The organism is Lentibacillus amyloliquefaciens (genome assembly GCF_001307805.1).
Lineage (GTDB): Bacteria > Bacillota > Bacilli > Bacillales > Amphibacillaceae > Lentibacillus > Lentibacillus amyloliquefaciens.
The window spans coordinates 2,110,323-2,128,836 of record NZ_CP013862.1; the positions used below are offsets into that span (position 1 = coordinate 2,110,323).

General features: G+C 39.9%; 16 protein-coding genes and 1 riboswitch. Of the genes, 2 read left to right on the forward strand and 14 right to left on the reverse strand.

Annotated elements, in window-relative coordinates; translation table 11 throughout:
• Positions 1-4: 4 nt before the first annotated feature.
• The 14 genes from AOX59_RS10565 to AOX59_RS10630 all read right to left on the reverse strand — a co-directional run bounded on the left by AOX59_RS10565 (position 5) and on the right by AOX59_RS10630 (position 15,633).
• Complete coding sequence (locus tag AOX59_RS10565) at positions 5-1,207, reverse strand: bifunctional 3,4-dihydroxy-2-butanone-4-phosphate synthase/GTP cyclohydrolase II (protein WP_068445375.1); 1,203 nt, start codon at positions 1,205-1,207, stop codon at positions 5-7.
• Positions 1,188-1,838 (reverse strand): riboflavin synthase, encoded by a 651-nt coding sequence (ribE, locus tag AOX59_RS10570; RefSeq protein ID WP_068445377.1) that lies wholly within the window; start codon positions 1,836-1,838, stop codon positions 1,188-1,190. Before ribE ends, AOX59_RS10565 begins: the two co-directional genes overlap by 20 nt.
• Positions 1,819-2,928, reverse strand: coding sequence for a bifunctional diaminohydroxyphosphoribosylaminopyrimidine deaminase/5-amino-6-(5-phosphoribosylamino)uracil reductase RibD (gene ribD, locus AOX59_RS10575; RefSeq protein WP_257720684.1), 1,110 nt, complete (start codon positions 2,926-2,928; stop codon positions 1,819-1,821). Before ribD ends, ribE begins: the two co-directional genes overlap by 20 nt.
• Positions 2,929-3,139: 211 nt before the next feature.
• Positions 3,140-3,285, reverse strand: a riboswitch (FMN riboswitch).
• 400 nt (positions 3,286-3,685) lie between these two features.
• Positions 3,686-5,359 (reverse strand): ribulokinase, encoded by a 1,674-nt coding sequence (locus AOX59_RS10580; RefSeq protein ID WP_068445380.1) that lies wholly within the window; start codon positions 5,357-5,359, stop codon positions 3,686-3,688.
• Between the two features lie 14 nt (positions 5,360-5,373).
• Complete coding sequence (locus AOX59_RS10585; RefSeq protein ID WP_068445382.1) at positions 5,374-6,060, reverse strand: L-ribulose-5-phosphate 4-epimerase; 687 nt, start codon at positions 6,058-6,060, stop codon at positions 5,374-5,376.
• A 45-nt stretch (positions 6,061-6,105) separates the two neighbouring features.
• Complete coding sequence (locus tag AOX59_RS10590) at positions 6,106-7,053, reverse strand: sugar phosphate isomerase/epimerase family protein (RefSeq protein ID WP_218917899.1); 948 nt, start codon at positions 7,051-7,053, stop codon at positions 6,106-6,108.
• A gap of 103 nt (positions 7,054-7,156) precedes the next feature.
• Positions 7,157-8,221 carry an autoinducer 2 ABC transporter substrate-binding protein gene (locus AOX59_RS10595; protein ID WP_068445386.1) on the reverse strand — a complete coding sequence of 355 codons (1,065 nt, stop codon included), beginning with the start codon at positions 8,219-8,221 and terminating at the stop codon, positions 7,157-7,159.
• Between the two features lie 163 nt (positions 8,222-8,384).
• The gene (locus AOX59_RS10600) at positions 8,385-9,341 is read right to left on the reverse strand and encodes an ABC transporter permease (RefSeq protein WP_068445388.1); all 957 of its coding nucleotides are present in this window, start codon (positions 9,339-9,341) and stop codon (positions 8,385-8,387) included.
• Between the two features lie 11 nt (positions 9,342-9,352).
• Positions 9,353-10,336 carry an ABC transporter permease gene (locus AOX59_RS10605; protein ID WP_068445390.1) on the reverse strand — a complete coding sequence of 328 codons (984 nt, stop codon included), beginning with the start codon at positions 10,334-10,336 and terminating at the stop codon, positions 9,353-9,355.
• Positions 10,337-10,338: 2 nt separating this feature from the next.
• Positions 10,339-11,895: a sugar ABC transporter ATP-binding protein gene (locus AOX59_RS10610; protein ID WP_156418682.1), complete on the reverse strand. Its 1,557-nt coding sequence runs from the start codon at positions 11,893-11,895 to the stop codon at positions 10,339-10,341.
• Positions 11,896-11,913: 18 nt separating this feature from the next.
• A complete protein-coding gene (gene rbsK, locus AOX59_RS10615) occupies positions 11,914-12,864 on the reverse strand; it encodes a ribokinase (RefSeq protein WP_068445391.1) in 951 nt (316 codons plus the stop codon).
• Positions 12,865-12,904: 40 nt separating this feature from the next.
• Positions 12,905-13,570, reverse strand: coding sequence for a ribulose-phosphate 3-epimerase (gene rpe / locus AOX59_RS10620; RefSeq protein WP_068445393.1), 666 nt, complete (start codon positions 13,568-13,570; stop codon positions 12,905-12,907).
• A 320-nt stretch (positions 13,571-13,890) separates the two neighbouring features.
• Complete coding sequence (locus tag AOX59_RS10625; protein ID WP_068445395.1) at positions 13,891-14,688, reverse strand: DeoR/GlpR family DNA-binding transcription regulator; 798 nt, start codon at positions 14,686-14,688, stop codon at positions 13,891-13,893.
• A 753-nt stretch (positions 14,689-15,441) separates the two neighbouring features.
• Positions 15,442-15,633, reverse strand: coding sequence for a hypothetical protein (locus tag AOX59_RS10630; protein ID WP_068445398.1), 192 nt, complete (start codon positions 15,631-15,633; stop codon positions 15,442-15,444).
• A gap of 304 nt (positions 15,634-15,937) precedes the next feature.
• Between AOX59_RS10630 and istA the strand changes: the two genes are divergently transcribed.
• Both istA and istB read left to right on the forward strand, forming a co-directional pair.
• The gene (gene istA, locus AOX59_RS10635) at positions 15,938-17,482 is read left to right on the forward strand and encodes an IS21 family transposase (RefSeq protein WP_082684299.1); all 1,545 of its coding nucleotides are present in this window, start codon (positions 15,938-15,940) and stop codon (positions 17,480-17,482) included.
• Positions 17,479-18,249: an IS21-like element helper ATPase IstB gene (gene istB / locus AOX59_RS10640; protein WP_068443525.1), complete on the forward strand. Its 771-nt coding sequence runs from the start codon at positions 17,479-17,481 to the stop codon at positions 18,247-18,249. Before istA ends, istB begins: the two co-directional genes overlap by 4 nt.
• Positions 18,250-18,514 lie beyond the last annotated feature (265 nt).

Genomic DNA, 18,514 nt, shown 5'->3' on the forward strand with positions numbered 1-18,514 from the left:
TCCTTTAGTTATTATGAAAACTGAATAAATGTCCCATCTTTTGATGTTTCGTGTGCATGTACCTTTCATTTTCCGTCGTTGGTCCTGTCTCAATCGGTACACGAGCATCGATTTGAATGCCGTGTGATTGAAGCCCTTGCATTTTTTCGGGATTATTAGTCAACAGTTTCACTTTTTCTGCGCCTAAATCTTTTAAAATCTGAGCGCTGATATCATATTCGCGCATATCCGGTGCAAATCCCAGCTGTTCATTCGCTTCAACCGTATCCATTCCGGCGTCCTGCAGCTGGTAGGCGCGCAGTTTGTTAATCAGTCCGATGCCGCGCCCTTCTTGACGCATGTACACCAGCACGCCAGCACCCGCAGCATTAATTTTATCCAAGGCCTCATAGAGCTGCGGTCCGCAATCACAACGGTGGGAACCAAAGACATCTCCTGTCAGACATTCGGAATGGACCCGGGCCAGCACCGGTTCTGACTCGTGAATGTCACCTTTTACAAGGGCAATATGTTCCTTATCATCCAGATCATTTGTGTACCCATACACGGTAAACGTGCCGAAATCGGTCGGCAGTGTTGTTTCGACAGCACGTGTGATATGCACTTCATGGTGCTTGCGGTAGGCAACCAAATCTGCAATTGAGACCAGTTTCAAATCAAATTCGTCAGCCATTTTACGTAGATCCGGTACCCGCGCCATTGTGCCATCGTCTTTGATGATTTCACATATGACACCGGACGGGGAGGCACCGCTCAATCCCGCCAGATCGACCGAAGCTTCAGTATGGCCTTGCCGCGTTAAAACGCCGCCATCTTTGGCAATAAGCGGAAAAACATGGCCGGGCTGCTTAAAATCATCCGCTTTAACATCCGGTTCAAGCAATGCCCGGATTGTTTTTGAACGTTCATCTGCGCTTATGCCGGTTGTTGTATCGTTGTGGTCGATACTGACCGTGAATGCTGTTCTGAACGGATCGCTGCTCTGAGGCGTCATCATCGGCAGTTTTAGTTTCTCGGCTAAATCCCCTTTTATAGATGTACACACAAGACCCTTTCCATGAGTAATCATAAAATTGATCACATCCGGTGTCGTTTTTTCCGATAATGCCACCAGGTCACCCTCATTTTCCCTGTCTTCATCATCAACCACAATCACCGGTTTCCCTGCTTTCAAATCGTTTATCGCTTCATCGATTGTATGAAACACTTTGTCCACTTCCTTCGCTTTTTGAATCAATTCCATGGTGCTCTTGACTGATCATATTTTTCACATGTTTAGCGATCATGTCACATTCAATATTCACGATGTCGTTTTCACCTTTCTCACCCAAAACCGTCTCGGATACTGTATGGGGAATGAGTGATATCGTAAACGTGCTTTCGCTGATACCGAACACCGTCAGACTGACACCATCGACTGCGACAGAGCCTTTCATAATGAAATAAATCACCAGTTCACCCGGAATTTCCACATCATAATAAATCGCATTTTCCTGTTTTTCTTTACGGACAATCGTGCCTATCCCATCCACATGACCGGAAACAAAATGCCCGCCAAACCTGCCATTTGCAGGTATCGAACGTTCAAGATTCACATTTGATCCTTCTTCCAGCATCCTAAGGGAAGTCGCTTTAATTGTTTCCGGCATGACATCCACCTGAAAACTTGTTTCCGTAAAGTCCGTTACGGTCAAGCAGATACCATTGACCGAAATACTGTCACCAATTTGAATATCCTCCAGAACTTTTGACGATCCGATTGCCATCTGAATTGATTTTTCAGAAACGTGCTGTATTTGTTTAATAGTTCCCTTCTCTTCAATAATTCCCGTAAACATTTGCATCGTCCTTTCGCGGTTCCGCTATGATTTTAATGTCCCCGCCAATCATTTCAATATTTATGATATCAAGCGGCAGTGTTTCCCTCATGCTGTTAAAGCCGTCGCCTGCAATGGATGACGGGGCATCTTTACCGCCAATCAATTTTGGCGCCATGTATTGCACAAGCCGATTGATTTTCCCGCTTTCCAGAAACGAACCGTTCACCGCAGCACCGCCTTCAACGAATAATGACATGATCTTCTTCTCTCCCAAAAGCCTGAGCACGGTTGCGGGATCCAGTGAGTTAAGCGGAATAATGCTCACGCCGTTCTTTTCCCGAAAAGGCTTGATTTGCTCTTCTGTAATATTCTGTTCAGTAAAAATCCACGTATCAGCTCGCTTGTCATTCAGGACATTTGCATCCAACGGCGTTCGAAGATCACTGTCAAGAATGATGCGCAGCGGATTCTTACCGCCATTAGGGATACGTGCTGTCAGGCTTGGATCATCAGCGATAACAGTTTTTACTCCAACCAAAATGGCGTCATGCGTATGACGATACTGGTGAACATCGCGCCTTGCCACCTCACCGGTCACCCATTTGCTGTCACCCGTATGTGTTGCTGTTTTCCCGTCCAGACTGACAGCCGATTTCATCGTGACATAAGGTGTTTTGGTCCGGGTGTAATGGAAAAAATGCTTATTAACATCTGCTGCCTCTTGTTGCAGCACACCCAATTCAACATTGATACCTGCCGCTTCTAACTTTTCAATCCCGCGCCCTGCGACTTTTTCATTCGGATCCTTTATGGCAATAACCGCCCGGCTTAATCCCTTTTCTATAATCAGATCGGCACACGGCGGTGTTTTGCCATGATGGCTGCACGGCTCGAGGGTGATATAAATTGTTGCACCCTTTGCTTTATCACCGGCCATTTGGAGCGCATGAACTTCTGCATGCGGCTCGCCCGCCTTCAAATGCGCACCCACTCCTAAGATTTCGCCATTCTTGACAACTGTAGCGCCTACCGGAGGGTTCGGACTCGTTTGCCCTGAAACAGATCCAGCCAAGTTCAGTGCCAATTGCATATAATGTTCATCGTTCACGGCTGCCGCCTCCTTTTACATTGTGGGATTCGAGCGAGGCCCACTCCGTTTATTATCTCAAATTAAGCACTAAAAAAGCCCCTGAATTCGCTTCAGAGGCATAAGGACAGAATTTAAATCGTATCGTTTTTTTGGTCGAACCGGCCAAGCATATGGCAACGGAGAAAAAGCCCGCTGCATATACTTAGCCCGATATTAAACGATCCCGAAAAAATTCCTTCTCCCATCCAGACTGTCACTGTCGGTCCCGGAGTTTCACCGGGTCCACCGCTTGGCTTTATGCCGCACGGGTCACGGACTTTGAGGCTATGCCTCATCACCGTCGGTCGGGGATTGCACCCTGCCCCGAAGGAATGTTTTGTATGAATATTTATTTTAGTTATAACTTAAATGTGCTAAATATGCAAGTTCAAAGGATTGTTTGTATTTGTTTTTCGTTTAAATATGATTATGTTTACTTCTTGCCGACGAATTTCGTTAGCAGATTGTCAACAAATATAATAAGGTTTTTCATACAAAATATTTTTCATTAAATTACAAGTATTAGTTAGATTACACAAATCTTTTTATAAATACATAAGGATAAAATGTATTACAATCTAATATTCTATTAAAGTTACCCTGAAATTAATTGACCTTTTCTGTTTTATATGTCCAAAAACACACAAAAGTTTTGGTTAAACAAAAATAAACAGAAATCGGATGTTTCTTTCCGATCCTGCTTATTATATTAACTTTGATAATAGATGGATCCTTTTTATCCATTAGCTTGAGATTTAATAAACTTTAATCGACTCATCACATCGTTTTGACCACGCCCAAAATAATCATGTAATTTACTATACTCTTTATAAAGTTCTTCATATACCTCAACGTTCTCTGGAATCGGTTCAATAGTTTTTTCTTTTACACGTGCCATATTTTCTGCAGCATCAACAATATTATTATATCCACCATTCTCTTCTCCAGCTGCTACTGCACCAAACATAGATGCTCCTACAGCTGGCGTTTGTGTAGAATCAGCTATTTTGATAGTCCGATTAGTTACATCTGCATATATTTGCATCAATAATCTATTTTTTTGTGGTAAGCCACCACATGCGTACAGTTCATTTATTTCTACACCATTTTCATGAAAAGCGTCAACGATTTTTCGTGTCCCAAATGCAGTTGACTCTAATAATGCACGATATATCTCCTCTGGTTTTGATTGCAGAGTAACACCTAATATAATACCACTAAGCTCTGTATTAACTAAAACCGAACGATTTCCATTCCACCAATCCAAAGCAATTAATCCTGATTCACCGGGTTTATACTGAGATGCTTCCCGCTCTAACCATTGGTGTACATTTATCCCCTCAGACTCTGCCATCTTTTCCACATAGGAGGGAACTCCCTGGTTAACATACCATGCAAATATATCCCCAACTGCAGACTGGCCAGCCTCATACCCATAGTATCCAGGTATGATACCATCTTCTACGACTCCACACATACCTTCAACTTCTACTTCTTTTTCACCCAGAACCATATGACAGATGGACGTTCCCATTGCCATAACCATTTTTCCAGGTGTAACGACACCAACCCCCGGTACAGAAGCATGGGCATCGACATTCCCAACAGATACAGCCGTATTTGGGTGCAGCCCCGTCAATTCTGCCATTTGCTGTGTAATCTGTCCCGCCGATGTACCTAATGGAACAACATCCCCACGAAGCTTGGTTTTGGTTATATTTTCCAATCGTGGATCTAAAGACTTGAAGAAATCGCTGCTCGGGTAACTCTCTTCTTTATGCCAAACAGCCTTATAGCCAGCTGTACAGCTATTCCGAAGTAAGTTGCCAGTCAGTTGATATGTTACCCAGTCGGTAGCCTCTATAAATTGATCTGCTTCCTCGTATATTTCTGGCGCCTCATCTAAAATTTGCCAAACTTTAGCTAACATCCATTCTGATGATAGTTTACCTCCGTACCTGGGAAGAAACTTTTCACCTCTTTGTTCAGCAATTTCATTAATCTGGTTAGCATGTCTCTGAGCAGCATGATGTTTCCAAAGTTTTACCCAACTGTGTGGATTGCTTTTCCATTTTTCATCAAAACACAGCGGGGTTCCGCTTTGGTTTATTGGGAGAATAGTGCACGCTGTAAAATCAATACCAAGTCCAATAATATCCTGAGGTTGGACTCCAGAATTCTTTATTACTGCTGGAACTGATTTTTTCAGTACATCTAAATAATCATTGGGATGTTGCAAGGCCCAATCAAACCCGAGCCCTTTACCCGATTCTGGTAAAAATTCATCTATAACACCATGAGAATATTCGGTAACATGATCGGCAATTTCCTTCCCGTCTTCCAGCGATACCAGCACAACTCGACCCGACTCCGTTCCAAAGTCAATTCCAAGTGTGTACTTTTCACTCATGAGTAATCCCCCTCCTAATTTTGACCATAATATGCATTTTTACCATGTTTTCTTAAATAATGCTTATCCAGTAACACTTGATTCAGAGAGTGGATTTCACCTTTTAACTGTTGAGTCCACATTCCCATCTTAGCCACTTCTTCTAAAACAATCGTATGTTTAATAGCTTCATTTACATTGATGCCCCAGCTAAAAGAAGCATGGCCATGAACTAAAACACTGGGAATTTCCTTATAGCTTTTATCTTTAAATGTTTCAACGATTACATGGCCTGTTTCCAACTCATAATCTCCATTTATTTCGACATCGGTCATAGGCCTCGTACAGGGAATGCTCCCATAAAAGTAATCCGCATGAGTAGTCCCCAGCGCCGGGATATCCTTCCCAGCTTGAGCCCAGCTTGTAGCGTAAGGAGAGTGAGTATGGACAATGCCGCCTAATTCCGAAAATTGTTTATACAATAATAAATGAGTTGGTGTATCGGAAGATGGTTTTTTACCTTCTATCACTTCACCATCTAAGTTAACAACAGATAAATCTTCCACAGTCAATTCTTCATATGAAACCCCGCTTGGCTTTATAACAACTAATTCAGAATTTTTATCAATACCACTTACATTTCCCCACGTAAGAGTGACTAGACCTTTCTTTGGTAAAGTCTGATTTGCCATGAGAACCTCTTTTTTTAGTTCATCTAACAAAGCTTAGCTCCTCCTATTTGGTGTGCTAAATCCCTTTTGATATTTTTATAGTTTAAGTAATTCATCTTCCCTTTCTTTAAAGTAAGTAACTGTCTGCTGGACCAAATGTTTCAATTTATTTTGATCAGGTTTAGCATTCATAGCAGGATACGGATCCCCACCCGGACCTAAGGGTTCTGGAGTTAAAAATTTATTCCCCTTATTATAACCAATTATATGTAGTGCCATTATAATCGTATCAATATCCATAAACCCTTCCCCTAATGCTCCTCTATTACTATCAGCAAGGTGAAGATTAACTAGTTGACTTCCCGCTTCAATTATGGCTTCCCCTATATGAGACTCTTCAGACTGCATATGATAAATATCTCCATTAATATGCCTGATAGCTTGATGGTCCACTGCATCAATATATTTTTTTGCATCTGAAACTGTATGAATAAAGCTTACCTCAGCTGCACGCACCGGTTCTACAGCCGCTTTAATATTATAATTCTTAAACAAATCACCTAAACTTTTTAATGTTTGTGTACTACGGTCAAATTCCGTTTCATCATAAGGATTCGGACGTCCAACAGCCCCTGGAACGACAAGTAAATATTCCCCTCCTATCGCATTTGTAAATTCCAGTTCCCTTTGTATGTAGTTAATAGCTTCCTGTCTTTTTTGCGGAATATTGCTGGAGAGATCATTTTCGCTCGAAAACATACCGCAAACTCCTGATACTTTCATATCGTACTTGCTTAATAAATCAAGTGTTTGATCAATATTATAACCAAGATCATCCCCATAATGGTTTCCATGCAGTTCGATATATTGAAGCCCTGCTTCTTTCAATCTGCAAATGGATTCTTCTAAGGTTTCAAGCCCAAATCCCCAGTTACTCCACGAAAGTTTTAATCTTTCCTGGAAACGGTGTGGGGAATTTCCCTTCAACTTCAGAAATTGTTCTCGGATCCTTTCATTTTTGATTTGAAAGTTCTGTTTCTTCATTATTTAAACCACCTTAAGATATAATAATCATTGTTAGAGGAGCAATTATGAGGGATAAAGAAAGATATTGCCCCAAGAAATAGTCTCGGGGCAACAAGACATTTTAGAAATCAAAGTCACCTGCATTTTCTTTTGTATAATCTTGCGGCGGCCCCATAATTACTGTATTTCCATCGTCTTTAACGGATATTTCACCAACACCTTCAATTTCTTGACCATCCTTAGGTGTCTCACCTTCAGCTAACATTTTTCCGAGTGCAACAGTTAAATAACCAAGATCTTCAGGATTCCATAAAACAGCAGTATCAAGAGAACCGTCTTCTAGATACGGTTGAGAATCTCCTGGTAAAGCAGATCCTACGACTGAAATCTCATCTTGAAGTCCTTCTTCCTGCACAGCTTGAGCTGCTCCAAGTGGGGCAGGAGTAGAAACAGCTAATATACCATCCAAATCAGAGTATGACTTAATTAAATCTAGAGTCTTTTGATAAGCAACTTGTTGTTTTTCATCTGTTGGTATCTTTTCTGTCACAATTTCAATACCAGGATAATTTTCATCAAGTTCTGCCCTTGCAGCGTCAATCCAAGCATTCAAGTTTGCTGCAGCCAGACCACCAGTCAAAACGGCGATGTTACCTTCCTCTGTACCCATTGCTTCTACTAGTTTTTCAGCCATATGACGTCCGAACTCTTCGTCATCTACTTGCTTCACCGACAAATCGACTTCATTTGCTGGAGTGTCCCAGTCCATAACATGAATACCTTGATCTTTTGCTTTTTGAAGTACGGGATCAACAGAAGCCGGGTCATTTGGAGCTACTGCAATTGCATCTACACCTTGGGAAATCAGGTTCTCAATTTCCTGCACCTGTTGGGAAGCATCCGCTTGGGTAGGACCGGTATATTGCACATTAACACCCAATTCTTCGCCTGCTTTCTCAGCTCCTGTTTCAGATGCATTAAAATAAGGAATACCTACAAGTTTTGGCACGACAGCAATGGATAGCTCTTCATCACCGGAATTCTCATTGCTTGCTTCACCCTCATTTCCTGAATCCCCATTACTTCCACTTTCCCCACTTGAACTTCCATCACTTTCAGAAACACACCCTGCTAAAATACCAATTATCACTATAACCGACAGTAGAATTAACGTAATTCTTTTCATAAAAGATCCCCCTCATCAAGGTAGTTTTAATTGTTAAATCTCGAGAATTCCTCTCTCAAACTTTAGAAGTTTCCCTTAAGATATAAATTTCACTTCATTCATTCTATTCCCTCCTTTTTCCAATCACCACCCCCTCTAAATTGATGAACCACGATTTCATATTCTAAGCAGTGGAAGCTTGTGTCTCTTTTTTCTTTTTGAATTTATCAGAGAAAAAGTTAAGTGTAAGAACGATTATCAATATTGATCCTATGAACACATCTACAATAGCACTATGTGCACCCAGCAAATTCAACCCATTCGAAATTGTCTGAAATATAATTACCGCATATACTGTTCCCATTACTTTTCCATATCCACCATGTATATTCGTTCCTCCAAGAACTGCAGCAGCAACACTTTGTAACAAATATGCGGAGCCCAAGTCCACTTTCACGGAGTTGTAGCGGGATGTCATAATAATTGCTGAAATTGCTGCCAACAAACCAACATACAAATAAACTTTCATAAGCACTCGACTGTTTTTTATGCCCGAGAATAATGTAGCAACGTCATTATTACCAAACATATAAATACTTCTTCCCCAACTGGTCTTATTTAATAGAATCGCAGTCAAAATAACGAAAAAAATAAATATTAAAAAAGATAATGGAATTACTCCTAAATAGTACCCATTTCCAATCAAACTATAGGTATCACCAAAACCAGAAATAGAATTCCCTTTCGTTATAGCTAATATTACACCCTCAAACAGCACCATAGTTCCAAGCGTGACAAGTATTGCCGGAACCCCTATTTTAGATACTACAAATCCGTTGAATGCACCACATGCAACACCAAAAAGAATGGCAACTAATACTGCTGTTAGGATTGAAAAACCATTTGTTAACATCAGAGCAGCTCCTACACCTGACAAAGCTGCAACATAAGTTATGGAAAGATCAATTCCTCCAGTTAAAATCACAACCATCATAGCTAGAGCAAGCAAACCGAATTCCGGAAGTTGGAACAAAAAATTAGTTAAATTGTTTGACCCAAGAAAACCGGGGGCAATTAAGCTCATTAGTAAAAAGGTTCCAAGTGCAATCAGACCTAAAATATTTTCCTTTGAAAGTTTCATTTAATTACCTCCTATGCCTCCACTTCAATTTTAGCAAGTTTTTCTTGTTGTCTTTTATAACTAATGTGGTCATATGAAACTGCAAATACAATAATCGCACCTGTCACCACATTTTGCCAAAATGTATCAATACGCGCTAATATCATTCCATTTTGCATCAAGGCAAGAAGCAGTACACCTAAAAGTGTCCCATGAACTGTCCCCCGGCCTCCATGAATGTTTGTACCGCCAAGCACAACAGCAGCAATAACCATCAATTCAAGTCCCAATAAACCATTAGGATCAACAGCTTTTGTATACGCTGTTTGGGCAATTGCAGCAATACCACATAAGAATCCCATATAAGCAAAAACGAATAATTTCGCTTTTTTATAGTTGATACCTACACGTATTGAAGACTGCTGGTTACCACCAATCGCCATGACTGATCGACCAATAAATGTATGTTTTAATATATACCAAGTGAGTATTGCCACAATGGCCAGTACAAAAATTAAAATCGGTATACCAAGTATCTCCATATTGGAAAAACTTAGAAAGGCTTGAGGAAAGTTAGTGCTATTCAAATAACGACCGTTTGTAAAATAAAGGACAAGACCGTTAATAATATTCAATGTACCTAATGTCACCACGATTGCTGGAATTTGGATTTTTGAAACCAAAAAACCGTTCACCGATCCTATTAATAAACCTATAATTGGCGCAATCAGAAAAATTATAACCAATGAAATCCAACTATCTGGAAGATAACCAAATAAAGCACCGACTGAAACAGCAACCGCGGTTGTTATGGCTGCAACCGAAACATCAATATCACTTGTTATGATTATTAAGGTCATCCCAATAGCCAATATTCCCATTACAACATTACCTTCGACTACATCCAGCAGATTACCAATTGTAAGGAATGCAGGGCTTACAATTGATAAAATAATACTGATTACAATAATAATGGCAAGAATACTGAATTCTTTTTGTTTTAATAGTGATTTCATACTTAAACCTCCTGGCTGACCTCACCTGAATGATTTCGACCTTGGTTCGTTTTCACATTACCCGGCCCTTCCAATGAATAATTCATGATTTTTTCTTGCGTTGCCTCTTTTACTCCCAATTCTCCTGAAATACGCCCTTTACGCATTATGAGTATTCGATCACTAATAGCTAGTACCTCGGGTAATTCAGAAGAAATCACGATAACCCCGATTCCATCATTTGCCAATTTACGTATGAGTTTATGAATTTCGCTTTTGGCGCCAATATCTATTCCATTTGTTGGTTCATCAAAAATGATCACACGGGGTTCTGCAGATAACCATTTAGCTATTACAACTTTTTGCTGATTTCCACCGGAAAACTTTTCAGCATTTAATTCTGGCAAAGGAGGACGAACATCAAGTGTTTTAATATATTCATTAGCTATTTCAACTTCCCTTTTCCGATTAATAAGTTTTAATTTATTTCGTAATTTTTCGATAACAGGCAGTGAAATATTATTAATAAGGGATTGTTCCAAGACCAGTCCTTGAGTTTGTCTGGCTTCAGGTATATAAGCGATTCCATGCTTAACAGCTTGTTCAGAGGTTTTTATCGAAACTTCTTTACCAAAAAGTTCTATATAACCGCTATCAGGAGTATTTACACCGAATATGGATTGTGCCAATTCGGTACGCCCTGAACCAACTAATCCAGTAACCCCAAGAACTTCCCCTTTTCTCAATTCAAAAGATATATCTTTGAAATTTCCTCTTTTGGAAAGATTGTTCACATTAAAGATTATTTCACCGACTTCATTTTCGGATTGATTCTTCTCATACGTAACACTTCGCCCAACCATCAATTTAATCAATTCCTGTTCGTTCGTTTGGTTGGTATCATAAGATCCCACAAACTTACCATCACGTAATACTGTGAAGCGGTTGGAAACCTCAAATAATTCTTTAAGCTTATGACTTATGAAAATGATGGATATTCCGCGTTTTTTCAATTTTTTAATAACCTTATACAGTTTCTCGACTTCACTAGATGATAATGATGAAGTAGGCTCATCCATTACAATCAACTTTGAATCAAATGCCAATGCTCTGGCAATCTCAACTAGTTGCTGTTGAGCAATACTAAGCTGTTCAACAGCAGTATTTGGATTGATATCTGCTTCCAATTCATCTAATGCTTCTTCTGCTTTATTTTTTATTTTCTTCCAATCCATCTTACTCCACGAACGTTTATGACTATCCTGTCCTATATAAATATTTTCTGCTACTGATAAATTTGGGAATAGACTCAAGTCTTGATAAATTATTGAAATCCCTTTCATAGTTGCATCAATAGGTTTATTGATTTCAACTTCATTTTCTTCAAAAATGAATTGGGCACCTGTGTCCGGTTTGTGTATGCCTGCCAGTATTTTAATAAGTGTAGACTTACCAGCTCCATTTTCACCAATCAAGGCATGTACTTCTCCATATTTAACTTCTAATTCAACATTATCCAATGCTTTAACGCCTGGAAAAGTTTTACTGATATTTTTCATTTGCAGTATATATTCACTCAAGATAATGCACTCCTTTATCTACACTGTGCTTTCATTTAAGTTACAATGCTTCAATCCTTGTTCGCTGCAAAAAGCTTCCACTTCATCAATTGTCGGGATCCCCATTTGTGCGCCCAGCTTTGTGACTTTCAATGCCCCAACGGCGGTTGCAAAGTGACTCCCTGAGACAATGTCGAACCCATCTGTTATTGCACAGGCTAAAGCTCCTGCAAAAGCATCCCCTGCCCCAACACTGTCAACTGCTTTGACAGCTATAGGTGGGATGTGTTCCCAATTTCCACTTTGATACACGACAGAACCCTTATCTCCCATCTTAATGATGGAGTTTTTAACCCCCATATTTTCAAAAGTTTTAGCTGCTTCTAAAGCGCTATCAATTCCAAGCACATCAATTCCAAGCATATGGTAGGTTTCCTGTCGGTTTGGAGTGATAATATCTGCATAATCCAAAGCTTTGATTGTAATACCCTCAGCAGGTGCAGGGTCTAAAATGACATACATACCTTTTTCTTTCGCTAATTGCATCGCTCTGATAACGGTCTCTTGTGGTACTTCCATTTGTACCAAAAGTACTTCACTATCTTTTATTTGATTGAAAGCACTTTCAATATCACTTTTATTTAAATCTTCATTAGCACCCTTTAATACCAACATCGTATTTTCAGCCGTATGATCAATTGTAATGATAGCTGTTCCAGTTGACAGTGAATCAGAACGCTTAATAAAACGTGTATTCACCTTCGAACCTTGTAAACTTTCAATCAATTTATCTCCATATAAATCATGACCAATAGCCCCAATCATATTGACTTCCTTCCCTAAGCGGGCAACAGCTGTAGCTTGGTTTGCACCTTTTCCCCCTGGAAGGTATTCAATTTTATTGCCGAATATAGTTTGACCTCTTTCTGGATATTTATCTGTTAATGCAACCGTATCTATGTTGATACTCCCTACCACTGTTACACTCATTCGTTCCCATCCTTTGTTCTTAAATTAGAATTCAACCTCACTATAGACTGCTTATGAAACTATTCAGGTCATCCATTGCCTCTTCCAAAAAATTATCCTTTTTAAACAAAGAAGAGGTCCCGCAAACTAGCATATCAGCCCCTTTTTCCAGTACCTTTGGAATAGTTTCAAAACTAATATTGCCGTCCACTTGAATATCGATTGTTAATTGCTTTTCTGCTATATATTGACTTAATTGTTCAATTTTATCGTAAACTAACGGAATAAACTTTTGACCTGCAAACCCTGGGTTAACAGTCATTAAAACCACATAATCAATGGTATCCCAAATATAATCCAAATTGCTAAGTGGTGTAGCAGGATTCAAAGCAATTCCTGCTTTTAAGCCTCGATTTCGTATAAGTTGTAATGTTCTCTGCAAATGAGTAGTAGCTTCAACGTGAACCGAAATCATATCTGCCCCTGAATCTGCAAACACATCTATATATTTTTCTGGCTCTTCAATCATGAGATGTATATCAAACGGTGTTTTAGTATGTGAACGCAATGTTTTTACTATATCAGGACCCAAAGTAAAATTTGGGACAAAACGACCGTCCATCACATCAAGATGAAAGAAGTCAACACTCTTTTGGTCTAGCCTTAAAATAGCATCTTCTAAATTGCCCATATCTGCACACATTAACGATGGTCCAATTTTCGCCATCCTGACTCCCCCCATACTTAACCAACTGGAAACATTGGAGTAATTATGTAATCGTTAACATTTTCTACAAATGATAACAGTTTTAATTGTCACACTACTTATCTTATATTAAACTATAGCATTATAATTTTTGATTTTCAACATGAATTTTGCTTTATTAGCTAAAAACTAACATTTTATATTTGTTTCACCAACTTAAAACAGTGAATTAAAACTGATTCGCAAATTTAATCAAAAAAACATGGATTATAAAAATAATCCATGTAAAAATAAAGTGACGAATACTATTAAACTGTTAAAACAAAATTTGCTTGACTAAATCATTCTTCTCCGATGTGGGCTTTAATTCCAAGGTTATTTAATTCCTTAATTTTCTCAATAGAGACTTTATTATCTGTTATCAAATAATCAACATCGTAAAGATCACATAATCCAATTAATGATTTAACTCCAAATTTACTATAATCAGCTAAAAGAAATAATTGTTCAGATATATCTATTAATTGTTTCTTCAAAAGCGCTTGTGCTTCGTGTATTTCGCTTACCCCTCTTTTAATGTCTACGCCCATACAGGAAAAAAAGAACTTATCAACATGATAATCCTGAATTACTTTTTCTGCAAAATTCCCAACAAGTGACATAGATCCTTCAGAAACATAGCCTCCAATTAATATAACTTCAATTCCTTCTTGCTTAACAAGGTCCAGCGTAACTGGAATAGAATTCGTTATAACTGTCAGTTTTTTATTTTTCAAATACTTAGTCATTTGCAAAACTGTTGTGCTGGCGTCAACAGCAACAATATCACCATCTTCAATAAAAGAAGCTGCTTTTTTTGCAATCATTTCTTTCTCTTCAGTATGAGTTTCCTGTCTATTAAGAACAGGGATTTCTCCCCCTTCTTCTATTGAACGTTTAACAGCACCGCCATGTATTCTATTGACAAAACCATCCGTTTCAAGTTTTTCTAAATCTCTCCTTACTGTTTCTTCACTCACCCTAAAGTCTTTGCTTAATTCAGAAACTCTTGCCGAGCCGTTCTTCTCTACTAGATTTGTTATTTTCCGTTGACGTTCATTTAAAAAAATAAATGAATTTTTATCTGCACCATTTCTCATTGTCATACCCCTTTTTATAAATTACAATCTTATCATCCCGGTATCATTCTAACAGGGGGCTGTTATTAGTGTATATCTGGTAAAATACGGGTCTTTACTTTTGTGTTTTGTGGGAATTTGTTTGTTTTTTGTGACTTATTCATCTAATGGATACCGGATTGTCTTAATATCATTTAATGAAGGCATGTTTTTATCATAGCGGAATAACATACATAAAATCAATATAAATCACGCATTATTTTTTACTGGACAGTTAAAAGTTCTGTAAGGAAAAATAATCCTTTCTGGCGATATTAATAACCTATCTGCCAGAAAGGAGATTAGATTGCTGAAAGGATTATAGTGAAAGTGCACCCTATTTTCCAGACCTATGTTAAAATATATCAATTCTATTCTTTGTGAATTTCGTCCGTGCTTTTCTGGTTCGTCATTATCATCACAGGTTTGATGTTGTGTTCGGATCATTTAGGGGTCACTTCAGTTATACGCGATTTCGTGTTGCCTGCCCATCGTTACGACACGCTGATTCATTTCTTTCGCTCTTCCGCATGGTCGCTGGAATCTCTGCGGCTGACGTTGCTTAAGGTGGGTCAAACGCATTGCTCCCCTTTTACCTCAATGAGCAGGTAGTCCTTGTAGGGGGTGGGAGGAAACAAGGCAAGGAGGCCCGTCGTATGACTGGCGTTAAGAAACTCCATCAGGAATCCGAGAATTCCCCAAAAGCCTCATGCATTTTCGGTCATCTGTTTGGCGCTACAGGCATTCTGATGAGGAAACCAAAGAAGTGGTTCTGTCCACCTCTGTTCTACGTCTTCTTTTTAATGATGATTCTTTCTTCGATGTTTCAGCAGAATCTTTAATGACTGTCTTATCTTCCTGCTTAACATCTTTGGTCCGGTTCTTTTCCATCCATTTTGTTATCTTTTCAAATCCAGCATCAGACATATTTTTACCTCCCTATCTGACCAAAACAAAAACTCTTTTCTGTGAAAGAAAAGAGTTAATAGGAAGTTGGAACTGCTAAACTAAAGTAGACCATTTCCGCTAAATAAAAATGAACACTTTCTGGCAGAGGGGTAGCAGCGAATGGAGGGCTGTCCCGAGGGGCAGCCCTCCATTCGCTTTCGAAATTTTTATCCCCCTATCTTCAAATTTTTTCTTCACATTCCTATATAATGTCATAGATATTGAACATTTATACTACATAGAGGAATGGGGAGACGGAAAGGTGGAAAAGTGGCACGTGTACATGGATATTTATCAATTAAAACAGCAAGGGTTTAAGATTCGAAGAATCGCTAGAAAGTTGGGCATTTCAAGGACGACGGTCTATAAGTATCTCGAAAAATCTCCGGAGGAAATGGGTGAATGGATGGCCTCAACCCAGACAAGAAGAAAAAAGTTGGATCCGTATGAAATGCTCATCCAAACATGGCTCAGTGAACATCCGGATCTATCCGCATCACAAATTCATGATTGGTTACTTGAAAGATATACAGATCTAAAAGTTGGCGAAAGCACTGTGCGCCTGTTTGTCAATGAGCTTCGTGAAAAATACAACATTCCTAAAACAGAAGCCATGCGGGACTATCAAGGCCTTCAAGATCCGCCCATGGGTCAACAAGCTCAAGTAGACTTTGGGCACACCGTTCAAAAAACACCCGATGGCAAGGAGGTTAAACTCACGTTCATTACGTTCGTTCTCTCGCACTCGCGGTATAAATTTGTCAAATGGCTGGATAGGCCTTTGACAACAAAAGATGTAATTGACTGCCACGAGCAGGCCTTTCACGCTTTTGGAGGGATCCCTTATGAAATTGTTTATGATCAAGATGCCTTAATCGTGGTCAGCGAGAATGCCGGGGATTTGATCTTGACCGAGGCATTTCAGGCGTATCGCGAGGAAAGAAAGTTAACCATGTACGTTTGTCGAAAAGCCGACCCTGAGAGCAAGGGAAAGGTTGAAAATGTGGTCAAGTTTGTGAAAGGGAACTTCGCGAAAAATCGTATCTTCGGCACGTTGGATCGCTGGAAGGAACAAAGCGACGCATGGCTTGAACGAACGGGAAATGGGAAAGTGCATAACACAACCAAAAAAAGACCCGTCGAAGTGTTCGCTCTGGAAAAACAACACTTACGACCGGTCACCACAAAACTGACACTTTCTCGTGTGGATTCCAGTATAACAAGAACGGTTCGAAAGGACAACACGATTTTATACCAATCGAATCGTTACTCCGTTCCTCTGGGCACCTACAGACAAAATAAAATCGTGTACATTCAAACGGACGACCATAGCTTGGTGATCCGTGAACACCAGGAGGGACCTGTGATCGCCAACCACAGTATTAGCCACGGAAAAGGCAAGTTGATTCAAGACAGCCAGCACACACGTGATCGAACGAAGGGGATCGCTGCCTATATGGCGACCATAGCCGAAAAGTTTGAAGACAAAGAAAAGGCCATGACGTTTTTAGAAGCCCTTCACAAGAAGTATCCTCGTTATATTCGGGACCAGCTTCAACTCATGTCGAAAGCTTTGAAAGAGATCGAACCAACCATCGGTGACGAAGCGTTGCACATGTGTATGCAGCAAGGCATTGAGAGCGCCACAGAGTTCGGCGATGTTGTTCAGTACATCAAACGCCAGCGTCAGGTGGACCATGCGGCATTGGATCACACAAAAGAGCCGGTCAAGCCTTTAAATGGGCGGGAGACGTCCGTCGATGATACAAAGCCACAGACGCGAGACGTGAGCGACTATCTCGCCTTACTGGAAGGAGCATCCGTATGACTCAGACACTTGAACAACTTCAACAGCAATTGCGTTCGCTAAGGTTGTCCGAAAGCGCTCAGTACCTGCCTGAACTAGTGCAACAAGCAGAGTCCGAAGATTGGACTTATCGAACGTTTCTTCATCGCCTGGCATCTTATGAGCAAAAACGTCGGGATGAGAAGCAAGTGGAAAAGAGACTGAAATGGGCGGCGTTCCCTTTCTATAAAACGCTGGATGCCTTTGATCTCGACGAGCAGCAGTCCTTAAGCAAAAAGCAGCTGAACCAACTGCAAGAGTTTACATGGCTCGACCAACTGTATAACCTCATTCTCCTCGGACCGCCAGGGGTAGGCAAGACCTTCCTGGCGACGGGGTTAGGGATTGAGGCCATTCACCAAGGATATAAGGTTTCCTTTATATCCATGGGTGACCTCATTCACACCTTGAAAACGGAGGAGTTTACGCGGAAATCGCAGATAAGAATGAAACGTATCAAAGATTCTCATCTGGTCATTATCGATGACTTGATGTATATGGCGATGGACAATCGGGAAGCGAACCTGTTTTTTCACTTGATTAATGACCTCTATGACAAGGCCTCCGTCATTTTGACGTCTAACAAAGGGCCAAGTGAATGGGGAGAATTATTAGGTGATCCCGGCGTCGCTACAGCGATCTTGGATCGCGTATTACACCGAGCAGAAATCATTCATTTTAGAGAGGATGAAAGCTATCGAATGAAGCATCGTTCTTCCATTTTTGAGGAAAAAAGTGTTCACAATTAATTAGCGAAAAGTGTTCATTTTCACTTGACGGTTACAGAAGTTATAAACTTCCTGATACTAATTATTTAACAGCTTATTAAAGCATCTTTGTTCGTCATTCGTTCGCCTTTTTGTTGGCATTTAATGGACACTTTATGTGCTTGATAAATAGACTAAGAACTCATGAAACTAACTTAGCAATATCTTTAGGTTAATCTAATCTACCTAAAGATATTGCTTCCTGTCAATAATTTACGTCGCTCTTCTTCTTAACTACCTTGTGTCA